Source organism: Streptomyces actuosus (assembly GCF_016921115.1).
Lineage (GTDB): Bacteria > Actinomycetota > Actinomycetes > Streptomycetales > Streptomycetaceae > Streptomyces > Streptomyces actuosus_A.
Genome location: NZ_JAFFZS010000003.1, coordinates 332,247 through 355,255 on the forward strand (window position 1 = coordinate 332,247; position 23,009 = coordinate 355,255).

The 23,009-nt window shown below is 74.0% G+C and carries 20 protein-coding genes; 10 read left to right on the top strand and 10 right to left on the bottom strand.

The window, feature by feature from the left end; translation table 11 throughout:
- The first annotated feature begins 24 nt into the window (after window positions 1-24).
- The 3 genes from JS756_RS06530 to JS756_RS06540 all read left to right on the top strand — a co-directional run bounded on the left by JS756_RS06530 (window position 25) and on the right by JS756_RS06540 (window position 4,546).
- On the top strand, window positions 25-2,565 hold the full coding sequence (locus JS756_RS06530) for a thioester reductase domain-containing protein (protein WP_205381981.1): 2,541 nt from the start codon (window positions 25-27) through the stop codon (window positions 2,563-2,565).
- Entirely contained in the window at window positions 2,562-3,701 is a 1,140-nt protein-coding gene (locus tag JS756_RS06535) for an alpha/beta hydrolase (protein WP_205381982.1), read from the top strand. Before JS756_RS06530 ends, JS756_RS06535 begins: the two co-directional genes overlap by 4 nt.
- Before the next feature lie 65 nt (window positions 3,702-3,766).
- Complete coding sequence (locus tag JS756_RS06540; RefSeq protein WP_205381983.1) at window positions 3,767-4,546, top strand: alpha/beta fold hydrolase; 780 nt, start codon at window positions 3,767-3,769, stop codon at window positions 4,544-4,546.
- 40 nt (window positions 4,547-4,586) lie between these two features.
- Here JS756_RS06540 and JS756_RS06545 read toward each other — a convergent pair whose 3' ends face one another.
- On the bottom strand, window positions 4,587-6,182 hold the full coding sequence (locus JS756_RS06545; protein WP_205381984.1) for an alpha/beta hydrolase: 1,596 nt from the start codon (window positions 6,180-6,182) through the stop codon (window positions 4,587-4,589).
- Between the two features lie 330 nt (window positions 6,183-6,512).
- On the opposite strand from JS756_RS06545, the gene JS756_RS06550 reads away from it, so the two are divergent.
- A complete protein-coding gene (locus tag JS756_RS06550; RefSeq protein ID WP_307790347.1) occupies window positions 6,513-7,193 on the top strand; it encodes a chaplin in 681 nt (226 codons plus the stop codon).
- 268 nt (window positions 7,194-7,461) lie between these two features.
- A complete protein-coding gene (locus tag JS756_RS06555) occupies window positions 7,462-8,238 on the top strand; it encodes a GNAT family N-acetyltransferase (protein ID WP_205381986.1) in 777 nt (258 codons plus the stop codon).
- A 63-nt stretch (window positions 8,239-8,301) separates the two neighbouring features.
- Here the strand turns inward: JS756_RS06555 and JS756_RS06560 are convergent, their stop codons facing one another.
- Together JS756_RS06560 and JS756_RS06565 are read right to left on the bottom strand one after the other, a co-directional pair.
- Window positions 8,302-8,565, bottom strand: coding sequence for a GlsB/YeaQ/YmgE family stress response membrane protein (locus tag JS756_RS06560; protein ID WP_205382082.1), 264 nt, complete (start codon window positions 8,563-8,565; stop codon window positions 8,302-8,304).
- Between the two features lie 361 nt (window positions 8,566-8,926).
- Window positions 8,927-9,367: an SPW repeat protein gene (locus tag JS756_RS06565; RefSeq protein WP_205381987.1), complete on the bottom strand. Its 441-nt coding sequence runs from the start codon at window positions 9,365-9,367 to the stop codon at window positions 8,927-8,929.
- A gap of 298 nt (window positions 9,368-9,665) precedes the next feature.
- On the opposite strand from JS756_RS06565, the gene JS756_RS06570 reads away from it, so the two are divergent.
- Window positions 9,666-10,679 (top strand): MerR family transcriptional regulator, encoded by a 1,014-nt coding sequence (locus JS756_RS06570; RefSeq protein ID WP_205381988.1) that lies wholly within the window; start codon window positions 9,666-9,668, stop codon window positions 10,677-10,679.
- A gap of 18 nt (window positions 10,680-10,697) precedes the next feature.
- Here the strand turns inward: JS756_RS06570 and JS756_RS06575 are convergent, their stop codons facing one another.
- Window positions 10,698-12,071: a cryptochrome/photolyase family protein gene (locus JS756_RS06575; protein ID WP_205381989.1), complete on the bottom strand. Its 1,374-nt coding sequence runs from the start codon at window positions 12,069-12,071 to the stop codon at window positions 10,698-10,700.
- A gap of 52 nt (window positions 12,072-12,123) precedes the next feature.
- On the bottom strand, window positions 12,124-13,653 hold the full coding sequence (locus JS756_RS06580; RefSeq protein ID WP_205381990.1) for an SDR family oxidoreductase: 1,530 nt from the start codon (window positions 13,651-13,653) through the stop codon (window positions 12,124-12,126).
- A gap of 102 nt (window positions 13,654-13,755) precedes the next feature.
- Between JS756_RS06580 and JS756_RS06585 the strand changes: the two genes are divergently transcribed.
- The 4 genes from JS756_RS06585 (at window position 13,756) to JS756_RS06600 (ending at window position 18,274) form a co-directional block, all read left to right on the top strand.
- Complete coding sequence (locus tag JS756_RS06585; protein ID WP_307790350.1) at window positions 13,756-14,244, top strand: MarR family winged helix-turn-helix transcriptional regulator; 489 nt, start codon at window positions 13,756-13,758, stop codon at window positions 14,242-14,244.
- Between the two features lie 252 nt (window positions 14,245-14,496).
- Complete coding sequence (locus tag JS756_RS06590) at window positions 14,497-16,587, top strand: MMPL family transporter (protein ID WP_205381992.1); 2,091 nt, start codon at window positions 14,497-14,499, stop codon at window positions 16,585-16,587.
- A 120-nt stretch (window positions 16,588-16,707) separates the two neighbouring features.
- Window positions 16,708-17,058 (top strand): YciI family protein, encoded by a 351-nt coding sequence (locus tag JS756_RS06595; protein WP_205381993.1) that lies wholly within the window; start codon window positions 16,708-16,710, stop codon window positions 17,056-17,058.
- Between the two features lie 16 nt (window positions 17,059-17,074).
- A complete protein-coding gene (locus tag JS756_RS06600; RefSeq protein WP_205381994.1) occupies window positions 17,075-18,274 on the top strand; it encodes an RNA polymerase sigma factor in 1,200 nt (399 codons plus the stop codon).
- A 15-nt stretch (window positions 18,275-18,289) separates the two neighbouring features.
- Here JS756_RS06600 and JS756_RS06605 read toward each other — a convergent pair whose 3' ends face one another.
- The 5 genes from JS756_RS06605 to urtB all read right to left on the bottom strand — a co-directional run bounded on the left by JS756_RS06605 (window position 18,290) and on the right by urtB (window position 23,000).
- Entirely contained in the window at window positions 18,290-19,102 is an 813-nt protein-coding gene (locus tag JS756_RS06605; RefSeq protein ID WP_205381995.1) for an amidohydrolase family protein, read from the bottom strand.
- 394 nt (window positions 19,103-19,496) lie between these two features.
- The gene (gene urtE / locus JS756_RS06610; protein ID WP_205381996.1) at window positions 19,497-20,189 is read right to left on the bottom strand and encodes an urea ABC transporter ATP-binding subunit UrtE; all 693 of its coding nucleotides are present in this window, start codon (window positions 20,187-20,189) and stop codon (window positions 19,497-19,499) included.
- Window positions 20,189-21,037, bottom strand: coding sequence for an urea ABC transporter ATP-binding protein UrtD (gene urtD / locus JS756_RS06615; protein ID WP_307790353.1), 849 nt, complete (start codon window positions 21,035-21,037; stop codon window positions 20,189-20,191). Before urtD ends, urtE begins: the two co-directional genes overlap by 1 nt.
- Entirely contained in the window at window positions 21,034-22,107 is a 1,074-nt protein-coding gene (gene urtC, locus JS756_RS06620) for an urea ABC transporter permease subunit UrtC (protein ID WP_307790355.1), read from the bottom strand. The genes urtD and urtC overlap by 4 nt, the downstream gene beginning before the upstream one ends.
- Window positions 22,104-23,000: an urea ABC transporter permease subunit UrtB gene (urtB, locus tag JS756_RS06625; RefSeq protein ID WP_205381998.1), complete on the bottom strand. Its 897-nt coding sequence runs from the start codon at window positions 22,998-23,000 to the stop codon at window positions 22,104-22,106. Before urtB ends, urtC begins: the two co-directional genes overlap by 4 nt.
- Window positions 23,001-23,009 lie beyond the last annotated feature (9 nt).

The window sequence follows — 23,009 nt, forward strand, 5'->3', positions numbered from 1 at the left end:
CCGTGCACACCACGAAGGGCGCCCATGCCTGAGACGAACGAGGCCGCCGGGCAGCGGGCCGTCGCCGAGCAGATCGAGCACGGCGGCACCGGCCTGGGCCTGAACGACCTGCTGGCGAAGGTCGGCGCCGCAGGCACACCTACCGGGCAGGACCCCCCCGCCGCGCCCGCCGACACAGGTGATGCGCCCGCCGAGCGGGACGAGGCGGCCCTGACGGCGGAGATCGCCGCCGTCGCGGGCCGCCACCTGCCGTCGGGGCGTCTCGCGCCGGACGCGGACTTCTTCGACGCGGGCGGGACGTCCGTGGCGGCCGTGGAGCTGGTGGCCGAACTGGAGGAGCTGCTGGGACGCGAGATCGACCTGGACGAGGTCTTCGCCGACGCCCGCCCGGCGAGCCTGGCCCGCCGGTGGCTGGCCTCCGGGCACGTCCCGCCGACCGGCGCGACGGTTCCGGGCGGGCCGCGGGCCGCCGACGCTCCGGCACCCGTCGCGGCGGACCCGGCCACGGTGCTCCCACCCGGCGCTGCGGCGCCCGCCGCGGCCGGTGGAACCCCGCCCGGGAACACGCCGCTCCCGCCGGCGTCCCCGCCCGGCGCCGTCGCCCCGGCCGGGCCGGTCCCCCTGGCCGCGTCCCCGTCCGGCGCCGCCCGCCCGGCCGCGCTCCTGCCGCACGCCGCCGCACCCCTGGCTGTTCCGGGTCCCGCGGGGCCGATCGGCGGCGACCTCGCTCCCCGGGCACGGCGCGAGGACCTCGACCAGATCCTGGCCGACCTCGCGCTCGCCGACCGGCTGCCCTTCACGGACCTGCCCGAGCCGGTGCCGCCCCGGCGCATCCTGCTCACCGGCGCCACCGGCTTCCTGGGCAGTCATCTGCTGCTCGACCTGCTGCGGCACAGCGACGCCCATGTGTACTGCCTGGTCCGCGCCGCCGACGAGGACGCGGCGCTCGCCCGCCTCGGCGAGGCGCTCCGGTCGTACCGGCTGCCCTGGTCGTCCGAGGTGCGCCGGCGCATCACCGTACTGCCCGGCGACCTCCGCCACCCCCGGCTCGGCCTGTCCGAGGAGACGTGGCACACCCTCGCCCGCGAAGTCGACAGCGTCGTCGGCGTCGCCGCCGCCGTGGACTTCCTGCGCGGATACCGGTCTCTGCGGGCCAGCAACGTCCTCGGTGCGCTCACCCTGGCCGAACTCGCCGCCACCGGACGGCCCAAACCCCTGCATCACATCTCCTCCGTCGCCGTCTTCAACGAGGTCGGCATCACCTCCATGGGCGAGGACGACCCGCTCGCCCACGTGGACCGCCTCGTCTCGGGCTACGACCAGTCCAAGTGGGCCGCCGAGACCGCTCTGCGCCGCGCCCGCGACCACGGCCTCGTCGTGACCGCTCTGCGGCCCGGCGGCATCGGTGGCCACACCACGACCGGCGCCTACAACCCGCTGGACCTCAGCAGCGGGCTGATCTCGGCCTTCGGCCGCCACCGCACCGTCCCGGCGTTCCGGTACCTCAACGTGGCACCGGTGGACCGGGTCAGCCGCGTCGCCGCCGCCGTCGTCTGCGAACCGGACGCCTGGGGCTTCGACTACCACCTCACCGGTGTGCCCAGCACGCTCGACGACGTCGTCCGCGACATGGCGCTCGGCGGGATGCACGTGCGCGTGCAGGACTGGGACGAGTGGCGCGCCGACACCCTGGCCCGCCTGGAGGCCGAACCCGTCCCCGAACTCGCCTTCCTCGGCCGGGTGCTGCGCAGCCCGACCGCGCTGAAGCTGTGCGAGGCGACCCTGACCGGCCCGGCCGCCGAGGACACCCGCACCGCCGCCCTCGTCGACGCGCTGGGACTGCCCCCGGCCGCCCGCTACGACTCCCGCGCCCAGCTGAGGACGTACCAGAAGCTGGCCGCCGACGGGCTGGCCCGGCTGCCGCACCGCGACGACCGGCCCTACCTGTGGTTCGACGAGAGGACCGAGGGCAGTGTCGGACCCGTCGGCGCGCCCGCCTCAGAGCCCTGCTCCATGGCGCTCACCCTCTCCCTGGCGAGCATGTACCAGCTGGTGGAGGAGCGCCGGATCGACGTCGCGGGCGAGGTGACCTGCCCGGCCGTGCACCCCGGGCCGCTGACCGTCGCCCACGGCGATGTCTGGGTCCGCCCGGACGAGGGCATCCCGCACCAGCACGGCCTGCGGCACCGGCTGCTGCGCTACCGGTTGGAGCTGACGGACCTCGACGGCGGCACCTGGTGGCTGGAGGGCCACAAGTACGCCCGGGCCCGCCGCGATGTGTGGCGTCAGACCCGGGCCCTCACCGTCGAGATCGGCCGCGCCGGCGAGTCGGCCTCCTTCGCCGGCGAGGTCGTCGTCCCCGCCGACACCTACGTCCGCGACCAGATCGACGGCATCCGGGTCGACCCGCGGCTGACCGGCCGCGAGAGGCGGGCCGCCAAGCTGACCTGGCTCGCCTGGTTCGGCCTGGAGATGGGCCGCGGACTCGCGGGCCCCTTCGCCCGCGCCGCCGCCGACCTGCTCGACCTGCGCCGCACCCCCGCCCCCACGGAGCGCCACCGATGATCTTCCGTACCACCCGTACGACCCGCCCACGACCCGCCCTGCGACGGGTGCGGACCACCCCGACGCCGCGCCCGCTCCGGCACCGCCTCGACGCGTCCCGGGTGGAGGAGATCCCCCTGCACGCCGCCGACGGCGTCCGTCTCGGCCTCACCCGCGTCGACCCCGGCGACCGGGGGAGGCCCGCCGTCCTGCTGCTGCACGGGCACACCGCGTCCGCCGACATGTTCCTGCTGCCCGAGACCCGCAACCTCGTCGACGTCCTCCTCGACGAGGGCTACGAGCCCTGGCTGCTGGACTGGCGCGGCAGCTGCCGACTGCCCTACAACGAGACCGGCCGGCGCTACACCTACGACGACGTCGCCCTGTACGACATCCCGGCAGCCGTCTCCCACATCCGCGAACGCATCGGCGACCGGCCGCTGTTCGCCGTCGCGCACTGCATCGGCTCGCTCACCCTGTCCCTGAGCATGACGGCCGGCCTGGTGCCCGGTCTGGCCGGCGTGGTCTCCCAGGGCGTCTTCCTGACCCCCAAGCTGGCCGGCCGCACCTCGCTGCGGATGACGGTCGCCGGCGAACTGCTCAGGACGCGCATCGACCACATCCCCGTCGACTTCCGCACCGTGGGCCTGTGGTCGAAGTACACGCCGCTGTTCGCCCTGGCCTCCCGCGGCGCGGACTGCCCCGACCCCACCTGCCAGATCCTGCACAACTCGGCGTGGGGGACCGGGGCCTCCCTCTTCGTCCACGAGAACCTGGCCGAGGCGACCCACGACCGGCTCGCCCAGCTGCTGGGCCCCGCCCCGCTGTGGATCCTGCCGCACCTGCGCCGTATCGAGCTGGCCCGCACCGTCGTCCGCTGGCACGACGGGGACCACCGCTACCGGGCCCTGCCGGCCAACGCCCTCGACGCCGCCGGGCGCATCGACACCCCGGTGCTGCTGCTCGCCGGAAGCGAGAACGGGCTGTGGCTGGACTCGCAGAAACTCTGCCGCGACGTCCTCGCCCACCGCAGGCCGGAGCTGGACGTCACCTACACGGAGATCCCGGGCTACGGGCACCTCGACACGTTCCTGGGCCGCGGGGCCGCGCTGGACGTGTACGGTCACATCCTCGATTTCCTCGGCGCTCACCGGTGACGGGCGGGCGCCCCGCCGACTACGCTACCGGCGAGTAACCGGTTCGCATTCCAGGAGGGCGCCCCATGCCGCAGTTCGAGGTCGACGGCGCGACGTTGACGTACGACGACGAGGGCCCTCGCGACGGCGGGGGCGTGCCCCTGGTGTTCGTCCACGGCTGGACCGCGAACCGGCACCGCTGGGACCACCAGACGGCGTACTTCTCCGTCCGCCGCCGCGTCGTCCGCCTCGACCTGCGGGGCCACGGTGACAGCACCGGGGCGGGAGTGCGCACGATCGAGGAGGTGGCCCGCGACGTCCTCGCCCTCCTCGACCACCTCGAGATCGAGCGGTGTGTGCTGATCGGTCACTCCATGGGCGGCATGACCGCCCAGACCGTCGCGCTCTCGCACCCCGAGCGGGTCGAGCGGCTCGTCCTGGTGAACTCCATCAGCCGTATGGCCTACAACCCCGGCCGGGCCCTGCTCATGGCGGCGTCGACGCTGGTGCCGTTCAAGCTGTTCATCGCGGCGAACATCCAGCGCGCCTTCGCCCCCGGCTACCCGCGCGAGGAGGTCAGGGCGTACGTCGAGGCGTCCGGGGGCATCTCGCGCGAGGTCGTCATGACCCTGTACGGCGCCATGCGGGACTTCGACGTGCTCGACCGGGTCGGCGAGATCCGCGTGCCCACCCTGCTGGTGCACGGCAGCCACGACGTGCAGTTGCCGGTGAAGCAGATGCTGCGCATGGCCACGGCCTATCCGGATGCCGTGGTGCGCATGGTCGACGCCGGTCACGAGCTGCCGGTGGAGAAGCCGGCCGAACTCACCGCCGCGATCGACCGGTTCCTGTCGGACGGCGCCTGAGACCCGGCCCTGCGGGAGCGCTCGCGGCTGCCGGAAGGGCTCACTCGTCCCTCTCGGCCCCGCAGGAGCTGCCGCTGGGCGGCAGGGTGCCGTACAGCAGGAACGCGTCGACCTTGCCGTGCACGCACTTGGAGGAGCCGTAGCCGGTGTGGCCCTCGCCGCGGTTGTCGAGGACGACCGCGGACGGGCCGAGCCGCTCGGCCGTCTCCACCGTCCAGCGGTACGGCGTCGCCGGGTCGCCCCGGGTGCCGACGAGCAGCAACTTCGGCGTGTCGAGGTCCTTGACCCGCTCGCGGATGAAGGCGGTGCCCTTCGGGCGGCCATAGCACATCAGCACCTGCATCAGCCGGTACTGCCCGAACACGGGGGAGGCGTGGTCGTAGGCGGACCGCAGCCGGCCGAGTTCGCGGGTGAGCCGGGCAGCGTCGGGACGATCGGGGTCGTCGGCGCAGTTGATCGCCATCAGCGCCGCCGGAAGGTTGTCCAGCGGTACGTCCTCGGGGTCCACCAGCCCGCTGTGCGGGACCCGCTGCTGCCGGAGCGGCAGGGCGTAACCGCCGGACGTGAACCCGACGACCCCACCGGGATCGCCGTCCTCGACCAGTTCGGCCAGGGCCCGCTCCAGCGACGGCCACAGTTCCCTGCTGTAGAGGGCCTGCCCGAAGGCGTCCACCAGGTCCTGGCCGGTGAACGCTTCGCCGAAGCCGGTCGGCACGGGATCCCGGTCGAGCGACCGCACGAGCCGGACGACGGCCTCCCGCCCCGAGCGCGCGTCCTGCCCGAGGGGGCAGGCGATGTCCTTCACGCACCAGGCGACGAAGTCCTCCAGCGCCACCTGCTGCCCCCGGGCACCCGCGAGGCCCTGCTCGGTCAGCGGCTCGGTGAGGGTGTCCACGCCGTCCAGGGCGATACGGCCCACCTTGCCGGGGAACTCGGCCGCGTAGACCGCGCCGAGCCGGCTGCCGTAGGAGAAGCCGAGGTAGTTGAGCCTCCGGTCGCCGAGCGCCTGCCGTATGACGTCGAGGTCCCGCGCCGCGTCGACCGTGCCGATGTGCTTCAGGACCGGCCCCGAATGCCTCTCGCACGCGGCGGCCGCAGTCCGCAGCTGCCGCAGAAGGGTCTCGGGGTGCTCGACGCCGTTGCTGCCGTCGACCGTGGCCAGGGCACTGTCCTGGCCGTCGCCGCAGCTGACCGGCGAGGAGCGGCCGACGCCCCGGGGGTCGAAGGAGACGACGTCGTAGTTGTCGGTCAGGTCCATGAAGTCCTTGCCGCCGGCCGCGAGCTGGTTCACTCCTGCGCCGCCGGGGCCGCCGAAGTTCAGTACCACCGAGCCGCGCCGGTGCCCCGTGGCGCGGTAGCGGGCGAGTGCCAGGTCGAGGGTGCCCGTGCCCGGGTCGGCGTAGTCGAGGGGGACGGTCACGTCGGCGCACTGCAGATCCTTCGGCATGCCCCCGCCCGGGCACGCCGACCAGGTCACCTTCTGCTGGTAGAACCGGCTCAGGTCGGGCCGCGTGCCGCCGTCCGCCCCGTCCTCCCCGTGCGCCGGCAGGGCCGGGGCGAGCAGGGCGAGCCCGGCGGCGGCAACGAGGGCACGGCGCGCCGGTGCGGCGCACCGCTTCGACAGCTCGGCCAGCATCGATGCCTCCACGGGCGCCCCGTCGCGGACCGGGTCCGGCGCCCTCGCTCACCATAGGCGGCACCCCAGGACCCCGCCTCCCGGCGGAGCGGTCCGGCGGTCGGCCCGCTGAGGTCCGGCTCCTATAGCCGCGTATCACCGGTTCTGTCCATAGTTCGACGGATGTGCGCCCGATGGGGGTGAACGACGGAGAAGCCATAACCCGGACGGTTCGGATGCGTTCTATCCGGTGCGGGCACGTGCCCGCGGTCCGGTGCGGGCGAGAGCCCGCGACGAAGTCTGGAAGGCAGGGAACCGATGAAACGGGCTACCCGAAACGGTGTGATCGCCGTGGCTGCAGCCTCCGGCGCGCTGGTGGCGGCGCCGGCCCACGCCGACTCCGCGGCCGACGGCGCCGCCGCGCAGTCGCCCGGTCTGATCTCCGGCAACACCGTCCAACTGCCCGTGCACCTCCCGGTGAACGCCTGCGGCAACACGGTGAGCGTGGTCGGGCTGCTCAACCCGGCCGCGGGCAACAGCTGCGCCGCCACCGGCACCCCGGCCGGCGAACGGGCCGACTACGGCGGCACCACGCCCGACGGCGCCGCCGGCGGTACGTCGGGCAGTCCGGAGGCCGTGAGCACGACGAAGGGATCCCCGGGCGTGCTCTCCGGCAACGGCCTCCAGCTGCCGGTGGACCTCCCGGTCCAGGCCAGCGGCAACACGGTGAACGCGGCCGGTGTCCTCAACCCGGCCATCGGCAACACCGCGACGACCGGCACCGGCGGCCGCCCCGAGGCCCCCGGGAGCCCCGACCTTCCCGAGACTCCCGCACCGCGGCCCACCGCACCGCCCCGGCAGCACCCGGTCACCGAGCCGGACGCCGTGACGACACCGCCGTCGCCGCGGTCGTCGGTGTCCCTCGCCCACACCGGCGCGGACCTCACCGTGCCGGCCGGGCTGGGCAGCGCCGCCCTGATCGTCAGCGGGGCCGCCCTGTACCGGCGCTTCCGGCCGGGCGCGCAGCGCTGACGCCGCCGACGGCGGGAGCCCCGCCCGACCCGTGGCGCAACAGCCCCACCGGGGCGCGTTCCCGCCCGGAGAGGGCCGGGGCGCACACCCGGGCCCGGCGGCGGGTGCCGACGGCGGACGGCGCCGGCCTCGTGCGGGCGTCGACGGCGGATGCCGTCGACCACCGACGGGCGGGCAGGGGGTGACGCCGGACGAGCCCGACCACGGACGGGCCGGCGGTCCTGACAATTCCGTTGCGTCCTCCAGGGCGTCCTGCTGAGGTGGGCCCATGGATCACGCCGAGGTGCTCGCCCGCTACGACCGTGAGATGCGTGCGGGTGCCCGCCCGGACGGTCCCGGTTCCCGGATCGAGCGCACCGGCCGCCTCGTCCGCCAGACCGGGCCCGCCCACGGCTGGAACGGCATCCTCTGGTCCGGCCTGGACGCGGACGGCGCCGACGAGGCGATCGAGGAGCAGAAGACCCACTTCACCGGCCTGGGTCTGGCGTTCGAGTGGAAGGTGTACGGCCACGACCGGCCGGCGGACCTCGCGCGGCGGCTCGTGGCAGCCGGGTTCACCCCGGAGGCCGAGGAGACGCTGATGGCGGCGGAGACCGCCGCCGTCCCGCTCGGCACCGGCGCACCCGAGGGAGTCCACATCCTCCCGGTCACGGACGCCGCCGGTGCCGGCCTCGTCGCCGACGTGCACGAGCAGGCCTTCGGCACGGACGGTACCCGGCTCCGGCAGCGCCTCCTCGACCAGCTCGCCGCCACCCCGGACACGGTCGTCGCCGTCCTCGCCCTGGCCGGCGGGACACCGGTCGCCGCGGCACGGATGGAGCTGGTGCCCGGCACGGCGTTCGCCGGGCTGTGGGGCGGTGGAACCGTGCCCGCCTGGCGGCGGCGTGGCGTCTACCGCGCCCTGGTCGCGCACCGCGCCCGCATCGCAGCCGACCGCGGATACCGCTACCTCCAGGTCGACGCCTCCGACGACAGCAGGCCTGTCCTGCAGCGCCTCGGGTTCGCCCCGCTCACCACCACGACGCCGTACGTCCACCTGCCGTAGCCGGTCTCCCCGGGGCCCCGGTCCCGAGGCCACGCAGGACACGGGAGCGGGGCCTGCCGTCCGTCAGCGGCGCGCCCGGCTGCGGTCCAGTGCGGCGACGCCGAGGGCGGCGAGAGCGATCTGGATGAGCCACTCGATCCAGTCGACGCCCTTGGTGTCGGCCACGCCGAAGCCGGCGGCGATCGCCGAACCGAGCAGCGCCGCCGCGATGCCGACGGCGATCGTCCACAGGACGCCGATGTGCTGGCGGCCGGGTACGACGAGGCGTCCCAGGACGCCGATGACGGCGCCGATGACGATGGCGCTGATGATGCCCGAGATCTCCATCTTCGCCCCCTCCTCGGGGAAACTCCGGTTGCCTGTCTCTCTGCCCACGCGGAGCCGGGACACTCCGTTCCGCCGGGTGTTCGCTCCGGGAGTCCGTGCGGCGGCGGGTGTCCGGATCCCGTCTCCGCCTTGTGCCGAGCGCCGCGTCCAGGGCTTTTGCGCTGGTCGGGCGCGTGTGACGGTACGCGGGCCGCCGGCGTGGCGCGGAGGGCGGCAGGCGGCAGATGGGCTGCGGGGTGCCGAACCCCGGACGGAGCCGCGAGAGGGGCCGATCCGCTCCGGACCCGGGAAAGGGCCGGAGCCGCGGGACGCGGCCCGGCCCTGTTCCCCTTCCCGTTCCCCTTCCTGGGCGGTTCCTGTCCTACGGCCGGGGTGTGCTCCTGGCCGCCGTGCCGGCGCACAGCAGCCCCAGGACCACGGCCAGGCCGCCGATGACGGCGTTGTTCCAGATGACTCCGGCGTCAGGGCTGTCGCCGACGATCCACGGGGCGACGATCATCCACACACCCAAGGCGCACATCGCCCAGCTCAGGCCGTACATGCGGGCCGGCGCCGCGGTGAACCCCAAGGCCAGCACGGTGATCGCCAGGCCGATGATCAGGTTGTGCACCACGAGCGTGGGCTGGCTGGTGGTGTAGTGGACGATCCACGGGGACGCGGCGCAGTAGACGCCGAGCAGGAACACCGGTCCGTCCACGAGCGCCACGTCGCGGCCACCGAGCATGCGGGCGTAGCGGGCCCGCATTTCCGAGACATCCGGGTGGGTGGTGATGTCACCCGTGCCGTGCGAGACGTTGGCCATGATTCGTCTCCTTCATGCAAGCCCGACCGCGTCTGATGCGGTACGCGGTAAGCGCCGCGTTACCTCCATCTTGCGCTTATTTCAGTCTTATGTGTAGTGGTCAGCCGCGGACGCGAACACTTCTCCGGGAAGCGACGACTCTTCCCGGGGAAGTGCGTGCGACACTCTTGCGGCACTGCACCGCTCCCGGATGCGCGGGCGGTCCTCGCACGGCTGCCCGCAGCCGCGGCGGCCCCGCCGGAGCGGGGACACCGGCGACGGCGACTCGCATCGTTCGTGCGTCGGTAGAGTCGGCCCCATGGATCGGACCGACGACGACCTCGGGGCGGAGCACCACCCCCCGGCCGATGGTCCCCACGGCGCTTCCGGACTCACCACCGGCGCCGTGGCGCGCCGCCTCGGCGTGTCGCCCACCACCCTGCGGTCCTGGGACCGCCGCTACGGCATCGGTCCCGCGGTCCGCGACGAGGGCCGGCACCGCCGTTGGTCGCCGGGCGACGTGGCGGTGCTGGAGACGCTGTGCCGCCTGACCGCAGAGGGCGTGCCCCCTGCCGAGGCCGCTCGCGTGGCCAAGGAGGCGGCGGCCGCACCCGTGCCCCCGGCACCGCGGCAGCAGTCACCGGCCGCCGACGCCGGCCCGGGCCCCCTGGCGCTGGGCGACGTCCGGCAGGAGTGCCGCGGTCTGGCCCGCGCGGCCGTGCGGCTGGACGCCCCCGTCGTCGAGGAACTCTTGACCGTGGCGGTCGAGGAGTACGGCGTCACCGTCGCCTGGCAGGAGGTGATGGTGCCCACCCTGCACGCCGTCGGCCGCACCTGGGAATCGTCCGGCGACCGGTACGTCGAGGTCGAGCACCTGCTGTCCTGGCACGTCTCCACGGCCCTGCGCCGCTGCACCCGCCCGCCCGCGCCGTACGGCGGCCCTACGCCCGGGCCCGTGATGCTGGCGTGCGTGCCCGGGGAGCAGCACACCCTGCCGCTGGAGGCGCTGAACGCCGGGCTCAGCGGGCTCGGCGTCCCGACGCGCATGCTCGGCGCCGCCGTGCCGGCCGAGGCCCTCACGGCCGCGGTCCGGCGACTGGGCCCGTCGGCCGTGGTGCTGTGGGCGCAGGCCCGCTCCAGCGCGAGCCTCCCGCTCGCCCGGCACGTCGCCGACACCCAGTGGGGCGTGCAGGGAGCGCGGCGACGGCCGCAGGTCGTGCTGGGCGGCCCCGGCTGGGCCGGACAGCCGGGCCACGGCATGCTCCGGCCGCCGACGCTCCAGGAGGCGCTGCGGATCCTGCAACGCGGGCACGGCGCGACGGGCGCCCGCTGAACGGCCCTGCCGCGCCGGTCAGCCCAGCCCGCGGGCCTGCTTGAAGCGGGCCAGCCCCTCCGGGAGGTCGACCACCGGGTCCGGGTAGGAGAGCGCGGTGCGCTGTGCGCCGGACAGCTTCCACGGCTCGTGCACCGCCGCGCCCGGTACGCCCGCCAGCTCGGGCACCCATCGGCGCACGTACGCGCCGTCCGGGTCGTACCGCTTGGCCTGCGCCAGGGGGTTGAGGACCCGGTTGGGGCGCGTGTCGGTGCCCGTGCCCGCCATCCACTGCCAGTTGAGCTGGTTGTTGGCGACGTCGCCGTCCACCAGCCAGTCCAGGAAGTGCCGGGCGCCCACGCGCCAGTCGACGTACAGCGTCTTGGTGAGGAAGCTCGCGGCCAGCAGGCGCCCCCGGTTGTGCATCCAGCCCTCGTGCAGCAGCTGCCGCATCGCGGCGTCCACGATCGGGTAGCCGGTCCGGCCCTCCCCCCAGGCCTCGGTGTCCGCCTCCGCCGACGGCCCGGACCGCCAGCGGTCGTGCCGGGTGCGGTAGTCGGAGCGTGCCGCGTCCTGCCGCGCCGCGAGGACCTGGCGGTGGAAGTCGCGCCAGGCGAGCTGGCGTACGAACGCCTCGGCGCCCGGACCTTCCGTCCGGCGCGCCCGGTGGACCAGTTCGACGGGTGACAGCGTCCCGAAGTGCAGATGCGGCGAGAGCCGGGAGGTCGCGTCGCCCGCCAGGTCGTCGTGGCGGTCCTCGTACGACTCCGCGCCCGAGCGCAGCCAGGCGGCCGCCCGCCGCCTGGCCTCGTTCTCGCCGCCCGCCGCGAGACCCGGCGACAGCCCCGCCGCACCGTTGCGGGAGGGGAGCTCCTCGGAACCGATCCCGTCCGGCACGCGCACCTCCCGCGGGGCGGCCAGGGTGTCCCGCAGCGGCTGCTGCGACCAGCGCCGGAAGTACGGCGTGAAGACGGCGAAGTGGTCGGAGGACGCGGGGGTGACCGCCCCGGGCGGCACCGCCGTCGTCACCGCGTCGTGGACGTGCAGTCGCCGCCCGTCCGTCTCCAGCGCGCGCCGCAGCCGCTGTTCGCGCCGGTGGGCGAAGGCACCCGCCTCGGCCGCCAGGTGCACCTCGTCGGCGTCCGCCTCGGCGGCCACCTTGCACACCTCCTCGACCGTGTCGCCGTGGCGGACCACCAGACGGCCGCCGCGCTCGCGCAGCCCGGTGTCCAGGTCGCGCAGGCAGTCGGCGAGGAACGCGAGCCGGTTGGGCGCGGCGAATCCGGCGCGGTCGACGGCCGGGTCCCGGACGAACACCGGCACCACCGGCCGCGAGCCGTCGAGGGCGGCGCGCAGCGGCGGATGGTCGTGCAGGCGCAGATCGGAGGTGAACACGACGACCGAGACGTTCATGGAGCGGCTCCGGAGCAGTTCGGGGAGAGGGCGACGGGACGGGGGGAGGGGGTCAGCGGGCGGGCGCGCCCGCCCGCCCCGGGGCGGCCGGTGCCCGGGCGGCGGCCCGCGCGATGTTGCGGGCCATGCCGCCGAACACCACGGCGTGGAACGGCGACACACTCCGCCAGTAGGCGTGCCCGAGCAGTCCGTGCGGGTGGAACAGCGCGCGCTGCCGGTAGCGCGTCCGCCCCTCGGCGTCGGTGCCGGCGAGCATCTCCAGCCAGCCCAGACCCGGCAGCCGCATCTCGGCACGCAGCCGCAGCAGGTGCCCCGGCTCGATCTCCTCCACCCGCCAGAAGTCCAGCGAGTCGCCGACCCGCAGCCGGTGCGCGTCGCGCCGCCCGCGGCGCAGCCCGACCCCGCCGACCAGGCGGTCCAGCCACCCCCGAACCGCCCACGCGAGCGGGAACGAGTACCAGCCGTTGTCGCCGCCGATGCCCTCGATCACCCGCCACAGTGCCTCGGGCGTGGCCTCGACGGAGAGTTCGCGCAGATCGGTGTAGAGGCTGCCGCCGGCCCAGTCGGGGTCGGTGGGCAGCGGGTCGCTGGGGGCACCCGGCACCGAGGCCGAGGACCACCTGGTGGCCACCTGGGCCTCGCGCACCCGCTCCAGGGCCAGCCGTACGGCATCGTCGAAACCGATCGGACACCCGGGGGGTTCGGGCAGGTGGTCCGCGATGTCGTGCTCGCGGCAGACCACTTCGTGGCGCAGGGACTCCGTGAGCGGGCGGGCGATCGACGCCGGCACCGGCGTGACCACCCCGACCCAGTGGCTGGACAGACGCGGTGTCAGGACGGGGACCGACAGGATCAGCCGGGGCGGAAGCCCCGCGAGCGTCGCGTAGCGGACCATCATCTCCCGGTACGTCAGGATGTCCGGGCCGCCGATGTCGAAGGCGCGGTTGACCTCCTCCGGCAGGCTGGCGCAGCCCACGAGGACGCGCAGGACGTCCCGGACCGCGACCGGCTGGATGCGGGTGTGCACCCAGCTCGGGGTCACCATCACCGGCAGCCGCTCGGTGAGGTAGCGCAGCATCTCGAACGAGGCCGAGCCCGAGCCGATGACCACGGCCGCCCGCAGCACGGCGGTCGGCACTCCCGAGTCCAGCAGGATGCGCCCCACCTCGGCGCGCGAGCGCAGATGGGGCGACAACTGCTCCTCCGGCACCCCCGCGGGGGCCAGGCCGCCGAGGTAGACGATGCGCCGTACCCCCGCGGCGCGCGCCTGCTCGCCGAAGATGCGGGCCGCCCGGCGGTCCGTCTCCTCGAAGTCCTTCCCGGTGCCCAGCGCGTGCACCAGGTAGTAGGCGACGTCGACGCCCCGCATCGCGTCGGCGACCGACGCCTCGTCCGTCACGTCGCCGCCCACCGCTTCGACCTCCCCGGCCCACGGGTGGTCCCGCAACCGTCCGGGGGAACGGGCCAGGCAGCGCACCTTGTGGCCCGCGTCGAGCAGCTCCGGCACGAGGCGGCCGCCGATGTAGCCGGTCGCCCCGGTCACCAGGCAGGTCGACCCTGTGTCCGGCACCTCGTAGCGCATCCGTCCCGCACCCTTCGTCTCGACGGCCTCGTGATGACTTCCGCACCACGGGCCGTGACGGATGCGGAAGGTGCTTCCGGCGGCGTTCTATACGCTGCTCGTGTGGCCACACGGGACGACACGCAGCAGCACGCAGCCGGCGGGGACCGCCAGGAGGCGCCGGCCGGCCTGTACACCCTCGCCGCGCACCTGCGGCGGATGAACGGAGAGATCAACCGTCTGGCGCACGCCTTCGCCGGCGAGCAGGGCCTGCACGCCACGGACGTCCAGGCGCTCGCCGCGATCCTGGACGCCGACGGCCCGATGACGCCCGGCGGGCTGCGCGAGCACCTGGGCCTGACCTCGGGTGCCGTCACCGCGTGCGTGGACCGGCTGGAACGGGCGGGCCACATCCGGCGGGTCCGGGAGAGCGCCGACCGGCGGGTCGTGCACCTGTACTACGCCGCCGACGCGCGGGAGACCGCCCGGACCCACTTCCGCCCGCTCGCCCAGGCGGCCGAGGCGGCCCGGTCCCGGTTCTCCGACGAGGAACTGGACGTCGTCCTGCGCTTCCTCGCCGCCATGAACGAGGAACTCTCCGCCCTGCGATAGCGCCCCGACGGTCCGGCGAGGGGGCTTGCCGGCGGGGGAGAGGCACGCCGGGCTCCAGGACGGGCCGGTCCGGGCCGCCCCCGCCTGCCCGGACGAAGAGACGTTCCGCGGGCCGCATCCGCAGGGGTCCCGACACCGGAACAGCAGACATCGGTTACGCTCACGCACCCGATCTAACTCAATCATTGAGATTGTTTTTCATCGAGATGGATCTGGACCGAGCCCGCAGACCACCCGGAGAACTGGAACAACATGTCCACCACCGCCCGCAGGGCCCGTTGGCTCATCCCCCTCTGCCTGCTCCTCGCCTGGTTCGGCATCGGAGGGATGCTGGGCCCCTACGCCGGACGCCTCGGCGAGGTCGCCACCAACGACCAGGCCGCCTTCCTGCCGCGCAGCGCCGAGTCGACCGAGGTCATCGCCGCCCAGCGGGCCTTCCGCCAGGACGAGACACTGCCGGCGATCGTCGTGTGGACCGGCGGCACGGACCTCGCCGACCGGCGTGCGGCGGCGACCGGTGCCCTCGCCTCCCTCGCCGGCACGCCGGGGGTGGCGGGGAGGCCGTCGCCGGCGCTGCTCTCCGAGGACGGCCGGGCGCTCGAAGGAGTGGTACCACTGCGTCCCGACCTCGGCGACGAACTCTCCGGCACGCTGGACCGCATCCGCGCGGCGGCCGGGCAGGTCCCCGGCACCACCGTCCAGCTCGCCGGGCCCGCCGCGACCCAGGCGGACCTCGCGGACGCCTTCGCCGGCATCGACGGCCTGCTCCTCGGTGTCGCCCTCGCCGCGGTCCTGATCATCCTGCTGCTGGTCTACCGCAGTGTCCTGCTCCCCCTGGTGATCATCCTGGGCGCGGTCTTCGCCCTCGGGCTCGCGTGCGCCGTCGTGTACGTGCTCGCCGACCACCAGGTCGTCCGCGTCGACGGACAGGTGCAGGGCATCCTGTCCATCCTGGTGATCGGCGCCGCCACCGACTACGCGCTGCTCCTGACCGCCCGCTGCCGCGAGGAACTCGCCCGGCACCACGACCGGTTCACGGCCGTGCGGGCCGCCCTGCGCCAGTCCTGGGGCGCGATCACGGCCAGCGCCGCGACCGTCGCCCTCGGCCTGCTGGCCCTGCTGTTCAGCGACCTCACCAACAACCGCGCGCTCGGACCGGTCGGCGCGATCGGCATCGTCTGCGCTGTGCTCAGCTCGCTGACCTTCCTGCCGGCCGTCCTGGTCGCCCTCGGCCGCTCCGCCTACTGGCCCGCCCGGCCCCGCGCGGGCGAGGAGCAGGGCACCGGCGCCGGCGTGTGGCGCCGTGTCGCCGCCCTGGTCGACCGCGCACCCCGCAAGGTGTGGGCCGTCACCCTGGCCGGACTGCTGGCCTGTGCCGCCCTCGCGCCGACCCTCACCTCCCGGGGGGTGCCCCTGAACGAGATCTTCGTCGACCGCGCCCCCTCCGTCGCGGCGCAGGAGACGCTCGCCCGGCACTTCCCCGGCGGTTCCGGCAACCCCACCGTCGTCATCGCCGACGCCGCGAGCGTGGGACCCGTCCTGGAGACCGCCCGCGGCACCGACGGCGTCGCCTCGGCGGACGCGGTGGCCGCGTCCGGCCGCCCCGGCGGCGAACCGCTCGTGGCGGACGGGCGGGTCCGGGTCGACGCCACGCTCTCCGACGCGGCCGACAGCGACGCCGCCAAGGACACCGTCGCCCGGCTGCGCACCGCCCTGCACGCCGTCCCCGGCGCGGACGCCCTCGTCGGCGGCTACACGGCCCAGCAGTACGACACCGTCCGCACCGCCGAACGCGACCGCTCCGTCATCGTGCCCGTGGTGCTCGCCGTCATCTTCCTGATCCTGACGGCGCTGCTGCGCTCGCTGCTGATGCCCGCGCTCCTGGTCGCCACCGTCGCCCTCAGCTTCCTCGCGACCCTCGGCGTCTCGTCACTGGTCTTCCAGCACGTGTTCGGATTCCACGGCACCGACGCGTCCGTCCCCCTGTACGGCTTCGTGTTCCTGGTCGCCCTCGGCGTCGACTACAACATCTTCCTGATGTCCCGCGTCCGGGAGGAGTCACTGCGCCACGGTGTGCGCCGCGGCATCCTCGTGGGCCTCGTCAGCACCGGCGGGGTCATCACCTCCGCCGGTGTCGTCCTCGCCGCCACCTTCGCCGCCCTCGGGGTGATCCCCCTGGCCTTTTTGGCGCAGATCGCCTTCATCGTCGCCTTCGGCGTCCTGCTCGACACCCTCGTCGTGCGCTCCCTCCTCGTGCCGGCCCTGGTCCGCGACATCGGGCCCGCCGCCTGGTGGCCGGGACGGCTGAGCCGTACGGAGGCCCGGGTCCCGGCCGAGGTCTGACCGGGCCCGCGCCCCGGTGCGCGGAAAGATTTCCGGGATCCCGCCGGGCGGGGTGTCGATCCGCGGCCGCGCCGTTCGTGTAGGAGGTGAGAGAACACCCGCGACGCCCGGGAGGCCGTCATGACGTACTACCTGCTCAGTGTGGTCCAGCCCACCGGCGGCGAACCGCCCGCCCCCGACGATCTCGCCGAGATCACTCGGCGCGTCGAGGCCTACAACCAGGAACTGCGCGACGCCGGGGCCTGGGTCTTCGCGGGCGGTCTGCACGGCCCCGAGACGGCGACCATGCTCCGCCCCGACGAGGGCGACGTGCTCGTCACGGACGGGCCCTACGCCGAGGGCAAGGAGTACCTGGCCGGTCTCTGCCTGATCCGGGCCGCCGATCTGGACGAGGCGATGGAATGGGGCCGCAAGGCCGCCGCGGCCACCACCCTCCCCATCGAGGTGCGGCCCTTCGCGGACCCCCGGTGACACCACCACCGAACCGATGACCGACACCGCCGCCGTCGAGGCCGTCTTCCGCGCGGAGTACGGCCGGGCCGTCGCCGTCCTCGTCCGCTTCCTCGGCGACATCGATCTCGCCGAGGAGGCGGTGCAGGACGCCTTCACCACGGCCGTGCGGACCTGGCCGCGCAGCGGCGTGCCGCCCAGCCCCGCCGGGTGGATCATCACCACCGCCCGCCACCGCGCCGTCGACCGGCTGCGCCGCGAGTCGACACGGGACGCTCGCCACGCCGAGGCCGCCCTGCTGCTCGCCCCCGGCCCGCCCGGTGAGGAGGGACCCGTGCGCGACGACCGGCTCCGACTGATCTTCACCTGCTGCCATCCCGCACTCGCCCCGCAGGCCCAGGTCGCCCTGACCCTGCGCCTGCTCGGCGGCCTCACCACGGCCCAGATCGCCCGCGCCTTCCTGGTGCCCGAGCCCACCATGGCCCAGCGGCTGGTCCGTGCCAAGGCGAAGATCCGCAAGGCCGGCATCCCGTACCGGGTGCCGCGCGACGCCGATCTGCCCGACCGCCTCAAGGGCGTGCTGGCGGTCGTGTACCTGATCTTCAACGAGGGTTGCACCGGTGATCCGGACCTGTGCGACGAAGCCGTGCGCCTCGGCCGGCTCCTGGTGGAGCTCATGCCGGACGAGCCGGAGGCCGTCGGCCTGCTGGCGCTGATGCTGCTGAACCAGTCCCGCCGCCCGGCCCGCACGGACGCGCACGGCGCGCTGGTACCGCTGCCCGAGCAGGACCGCACCCGCTGGGACCCGGCCCTGATGGCCGAGGGACGCGACCTCGTCCGCCGGTGCCTGCGCCGCAACCGGCCGGGACCGTACCAGGTGCAGGCGGCGATCAACGCCGTGCACAGCGACGCATCCACCCCCGAGGCCACCGACTGGGCGCAGATCCTGCAGCTGTACGACCTGCTGATGGCCCTCGCGCCCAGCCCCGTCGTCGCACTGAACCGGGCCGTCGCCGTCGCCGAGACCGAGGGGCCGGCGGCCGCCCTGGGCCTGGTCGACGCCCTGGATCTCGACCGGTACCACGTCTTCCACGCCGTCCGGGCCGACCTGCTGCGCCGCCTCGGCCGCGACGCGGAGGCGGCGCGGGCCTACGCGTCGGCCGTCGCGCTCACCGACAGCGCCGCGGAGCGAGCCGTCCTGGAACGCAGGGCCCGCGGGCTGGCCCGGGGACAGTAGGTGCCGAGCCCGGACCTACAGGGCGAAGACGCGGCGGGCGTTGCCGGACAGGAACAGCTCACGTGCTTCCCCGTCGAGTCCCAGCCGGTCCAGGTGTTCCAGGGCCTGGGCGGGGGTGATCATCGGGTAGTTCGTGCCGAAGAGGACTTTGCGGCGGCCTCGGCCGCGCAGGTAGTCCACGAGTTCGGGCGGGTAGCGGCGGGCGGTGTAGGCGCTGGTGTCGATGTAGACGTTCTCGTGCTTGTCCGCGACCGCGATCATCTCCGTCGTCCACGGGTAGCCGATGTGCCCGCAGACGATGGTCAGCTCCGGGAAGTCCAGCGCTACCTGGTCGATGTACGGGATCGGCCGCCCGGTCTCCGACGGCTTGAGCGGGCCGGTGTGCCCGACCTGGGTGCAGAAGGGGACACCGAGTTCCACGCATGCCGCGTACAGCGGGTAGTACAGCCGGTCGGTGGGCGGCAGCTCCCAGAGCCACGGCGTCACCCGCAGGGCCACGAACCCCAGCTCCTGAACCGCCCGCCGCAGCTCCCGCACCGCCTCCATGGGCCGGGCCAGGTCGGCGCCCGCCACCCCGCGCAGTCGGCCGCCCGCCTCGGCGACGAACCCGGCCACCTCATCGTTGCTGATCAGCGCACCCTGCGGCCCGTACCAGGCAGCCGACAGACCGATCTCCACGTCCGCCGCCCTCAGCGCGGCCACCGTCAGTTCCACCGGCAGCGCCTGCTCCAGGAGCCCGCGCCCGGTCCACCTCCGCAAGGAGTCGAACATCTCGTGATTGGAGTGGCGCAACGTCGGATGCTGCATCCACGCATCGATGACCGGCACGGTTCTGGCCCCTTCTCCCGGGCGCTGCGGTGAACAGTCCCCACCAGTGACTGAGCGATCGCTTACCCAGACTCTAACGGGAACCCGGCTGGTGGGCTACCAATCAGTAGAGAGGTGGCGGTACCGGCTGGCCGGGCTCTGCAAGAGCCTGCCACCAGGTCCTCCAGTGACCGACGACACCGACCCGCGAAGGCTGCGCCATGATCGGCCGGGACCGAGGCGCCGGAGAGGACCTTGAGGTCCTGGCCCACGATCCGACAAGGATGTTCCTCACCCCGGGAGCCGTCCCCACCCCCGTCGCCACGTGCTCCGGATGCCCGCCGTGCCCCGGATCGCGAGGGGCCCGCGCGGCCGCCGGGGCCGGTGCGGCGCCCCGCCCCGACCGGCAGGGTGCTCACACGCTGAGCGCCTCCCGCACGGTGCGCTCCGCACCCTGGCCGCCTTCGCCGGACGACGTGACGCGTCCGGCCTCCAGCACGTAGTAGCGCCCGGCCGCCCGCACGGCGAAACCGACGTGCTGCTCGACCAGCAGCACCGACAGCCCGCCGCGGGCCCCCAGGGAGAGGACGGTCTCCTCGATCTCGGCGACCACGGACGGCTGGATGCCCTCGGTCGGCTCGTCCAGCAGCAGTACCCGGGGCTCCGTCACCAGGGCACGGGCGATGGCCAGTTGCTGCCGCTGGCCGCCGGAGAGCAGCCCCGCGCGACGGCCCGCGAGCGCCCGCAGCGCGGGGAACAGGTCGAGCGCTTCGGCGATGGCCTCCCTGCCCCGCCTGCGCCCGTCGGCGACCAGCTGGAGGTTCTCGGCCGTGGTCAGGTGGGGGAACGACTGCTGGCCCTGCGGCACGTAGGCCATGCCGCGCGCGACCCGTTCGTGCGGGCGCCGCCGGGTGATGTCCTCGCCGTCCAGCAGGACGCGCCCGGAGGCGGGCGGGAGCAGGCCGACGGCGGCCCGCAGCAGGGTGCTCTTGCCCGCACCGTTGTGGCCGAGGACCGCGGCCACGCCGTCGCGCGGCACCCGCACGGAGACGCCGTGCAGCACGGTGCTGCGGTGGTAGCCGACCCGGACGTCGTCGATCTGCAGCATCACGCCTCCTGAACGGCCGCGTCCGCGGCCGTGTCGCCCGCCGACGCGGCACCTGCGCCGACCGCCGCCCCGCCGTCTCCGTCGTCCGGCCCGTCGTCCGCTCCGCGGGACGGTACCTCGGGGGCGTGCCCGAGGTAGACCTCCTGCACCCGCGGATCGGCCTGCACCTCGGTCACCGTCCCCTCGCTCAGCACTCGGCCCGCGTGCAGCACGCTGACGCTGCGCGCGAAGGAGCGCAGGAAGTCCATGTCGTGCTCGATCACCACGACCGTGCGTTCCTCGCTGATGCGCTCCAGCAGCTCGCCGGTGGCCTGCCGCTCGTCGTGGCTCATACCGGCCACCGGTTCGTCGAGCAGCAGCAGCCGTACGTCCTGCACGAGCAGCATGCCGATCTCCAGCCACTGCTTCTGGCCGTGCGCGAGCGTCCCGGCGGGGGAGTCGGCCACATCGGTCAGCCCGATCGTCTCCAGTGCCCGGGCCACGGGCACGGGCACGTCCCGGCGACGCCGCAGCATGGTCCACATGCTGCGGCCGGCCCCCGCGGCGATGTCCAGGTTCTGCAGCACCGTCAGCTCCTCGAAGACGGTGGCCGTCTGGAACGTGCGCCCGATACCCGACCGGGCGATGCGGTGCACGCTCCGGCCGAGCAGCTCCTCGCCGCCGAACCGCACCGAGCCCTCGGCCCGGACCAGGCCGGTGACGGCGTCCACCAGGGTGGTCTTGCCGGCGCCGTTGGGCCCGATGAGGAACCTCAGGTCGCCGGGGCGGACGTCGAGGTCCACCCCGTCCACGGCGGTGAAGCCGTCGAACACCACCCGCAGGCCCCGTATCTCCAGTCCGCCGCTCACGCCGCCTCCCCGACCGCGACGGGCGCCGCCGCCCTGCGCCTGCGGACGACGGCCGGCAGCGAGGCGAGGCCGCCGGGCAGGAACGCCAGCGCCACGACGAACAGCAGACCCTGGAAGTACGTCCAGGCCGCCGGGAACTCCTCCGACAGCGCCGTCCTGGCCCAGGCGACCGCGACGGCGCCGAGCACCGCGCCGGCCAGGCTGGCGCGCCCGCCCACCGCGGCGCCGATCACGAACTCGATCGACGGCACGATGCCGACCAGTGCCGGTGAGATGATGCCGACCGCCGGCACGAACAGCGCGCCCGCCAGACCGGCCGTGCCCGCGGCCACCACGTAGGCGACGAGCTTGACGTTCGCCGGGTTGTAGCCGAGGAAGCGCACCCGCTCCTCCGCGTCCCGTACGGCCACCAGGAGTTCCCCGTAGCGGCTGTGGATCAGCTGCCGGGCGAGCAGGACCACCAGCAGCAGCACGGCGGCGATGACGAAGTAGACCATGCGCTGGTTGACCGGGTCGTGGAGGTCGTAGCCGAAGAATCCCTGGATGTCGGTGAGTCCGTTGGTGCCGCCGGTCGTGGCCTGCTGGCCCACCAGCCAGATCGCGAACGCGGCGGCGAGGGCCTGGCCGAGGATCGCGAAGTAGGCGCCCTTGACCCGGCGGCGGAAGACGAGCAGGCCGAGCAGTGCCGCGACCGCCACGGGCAGCAGGACGGTCGCCGCGAGCGCGACGGCCGGGTTCGCGAACGGACGCCACCACCAAGGCAGTTCGGTGGCGGTGCCGTACAGCTGCATGAAGTCGGGCAGGTTGCCAGGGCCGGCGTCGGCGAGCTTCAGGTGCATCGCCATCGCGTAGCCGCCGAGGCCGAAGAAGACACCCTGGCCGAGGGTGAGCAGCCCGCCGCGGCCCCAGGCGAGGCAGATGCCGACCGCGACCATCGCCATGCACAGGTACTTGGCGAACAGGCCCAGCCGGAAGTCGGACAGGGCCGCCGGCGCGACGGCGAACAGCAGGACCGCCCCGGCGGCGAAGCCGTACCAGGCACGCGCCGCACGCCCTTTCAGCGCATTCACACCAGACTCCTCGTCCGCAGCGTGTACAGCCCCTGGGGCCGCCACTGGAGGAACGCCACGATGGCGACCAGGACCAGCACCTTCGCCACACTGACGGTGGTGGAGTACTCCAGCACCGACTGCAGCACGCCGAGCGCGAAGGCGACCATCACGCTGCCCTTGAGCTGCCCGATGCCGCCGACGACGATCACCAGGAAGGCGTCGATGATGATGTTGGTGCCCATCGTCGGCCCGATCGGCCCGACCAGGGTGAGGGCCACTCCGGCGACGCCGGCGAGGCCGGAGCCGAGGAAGAAGGCCGTACGGTCCACCCGCGAGGTGGAGATGCCCGACACCTCGGCGAGGTCCCGGTTCTGCACCACGGCCCTGATCCGGCGGCCCAGCGGCGTCAGCCGCAGCGTCAGCGACAGCGCCGCCACGGCCGCGACCGCCAGGCCCAGGATGAACAGGCGGTTGTCGGCGACGGTGAGCGGATCGTCGCCGCCGACGAGGGTGATGTGGCCGGTGAGCCAGTCGGGTGCCCGGGTCTGCACATTGGGTGCGCCGAAGATGTCCCGGGCGAGTTGCTGGAGCATCAGCGAGACGCCCCAGGTGACCAGGAGTGTGTCCAGCGGCCGCAGATACAGACGGCGAATCAGCAGCCGTTCCAGCAAAGCTCCGAGAACGCCCGACACGCAAAAGGCGACGGGAAGTGCGACCAGAAGCGAAATTCCTGCGTCGGAAATGGACTTCTGCAGTACGTAGGTGGTGTAGGCGCCCGCCATGATGAACTCGCCGTGTGCCATGTTGATGACGTTCATCTGGCCGAAGGTCAGCGACAGGCCCAGGGCGATGAGCAGCAGCACGGCGCCGATGCTGATGCCGGTGAAGGTCTGGCCGAGGATCACACTCATGCGGTGTCC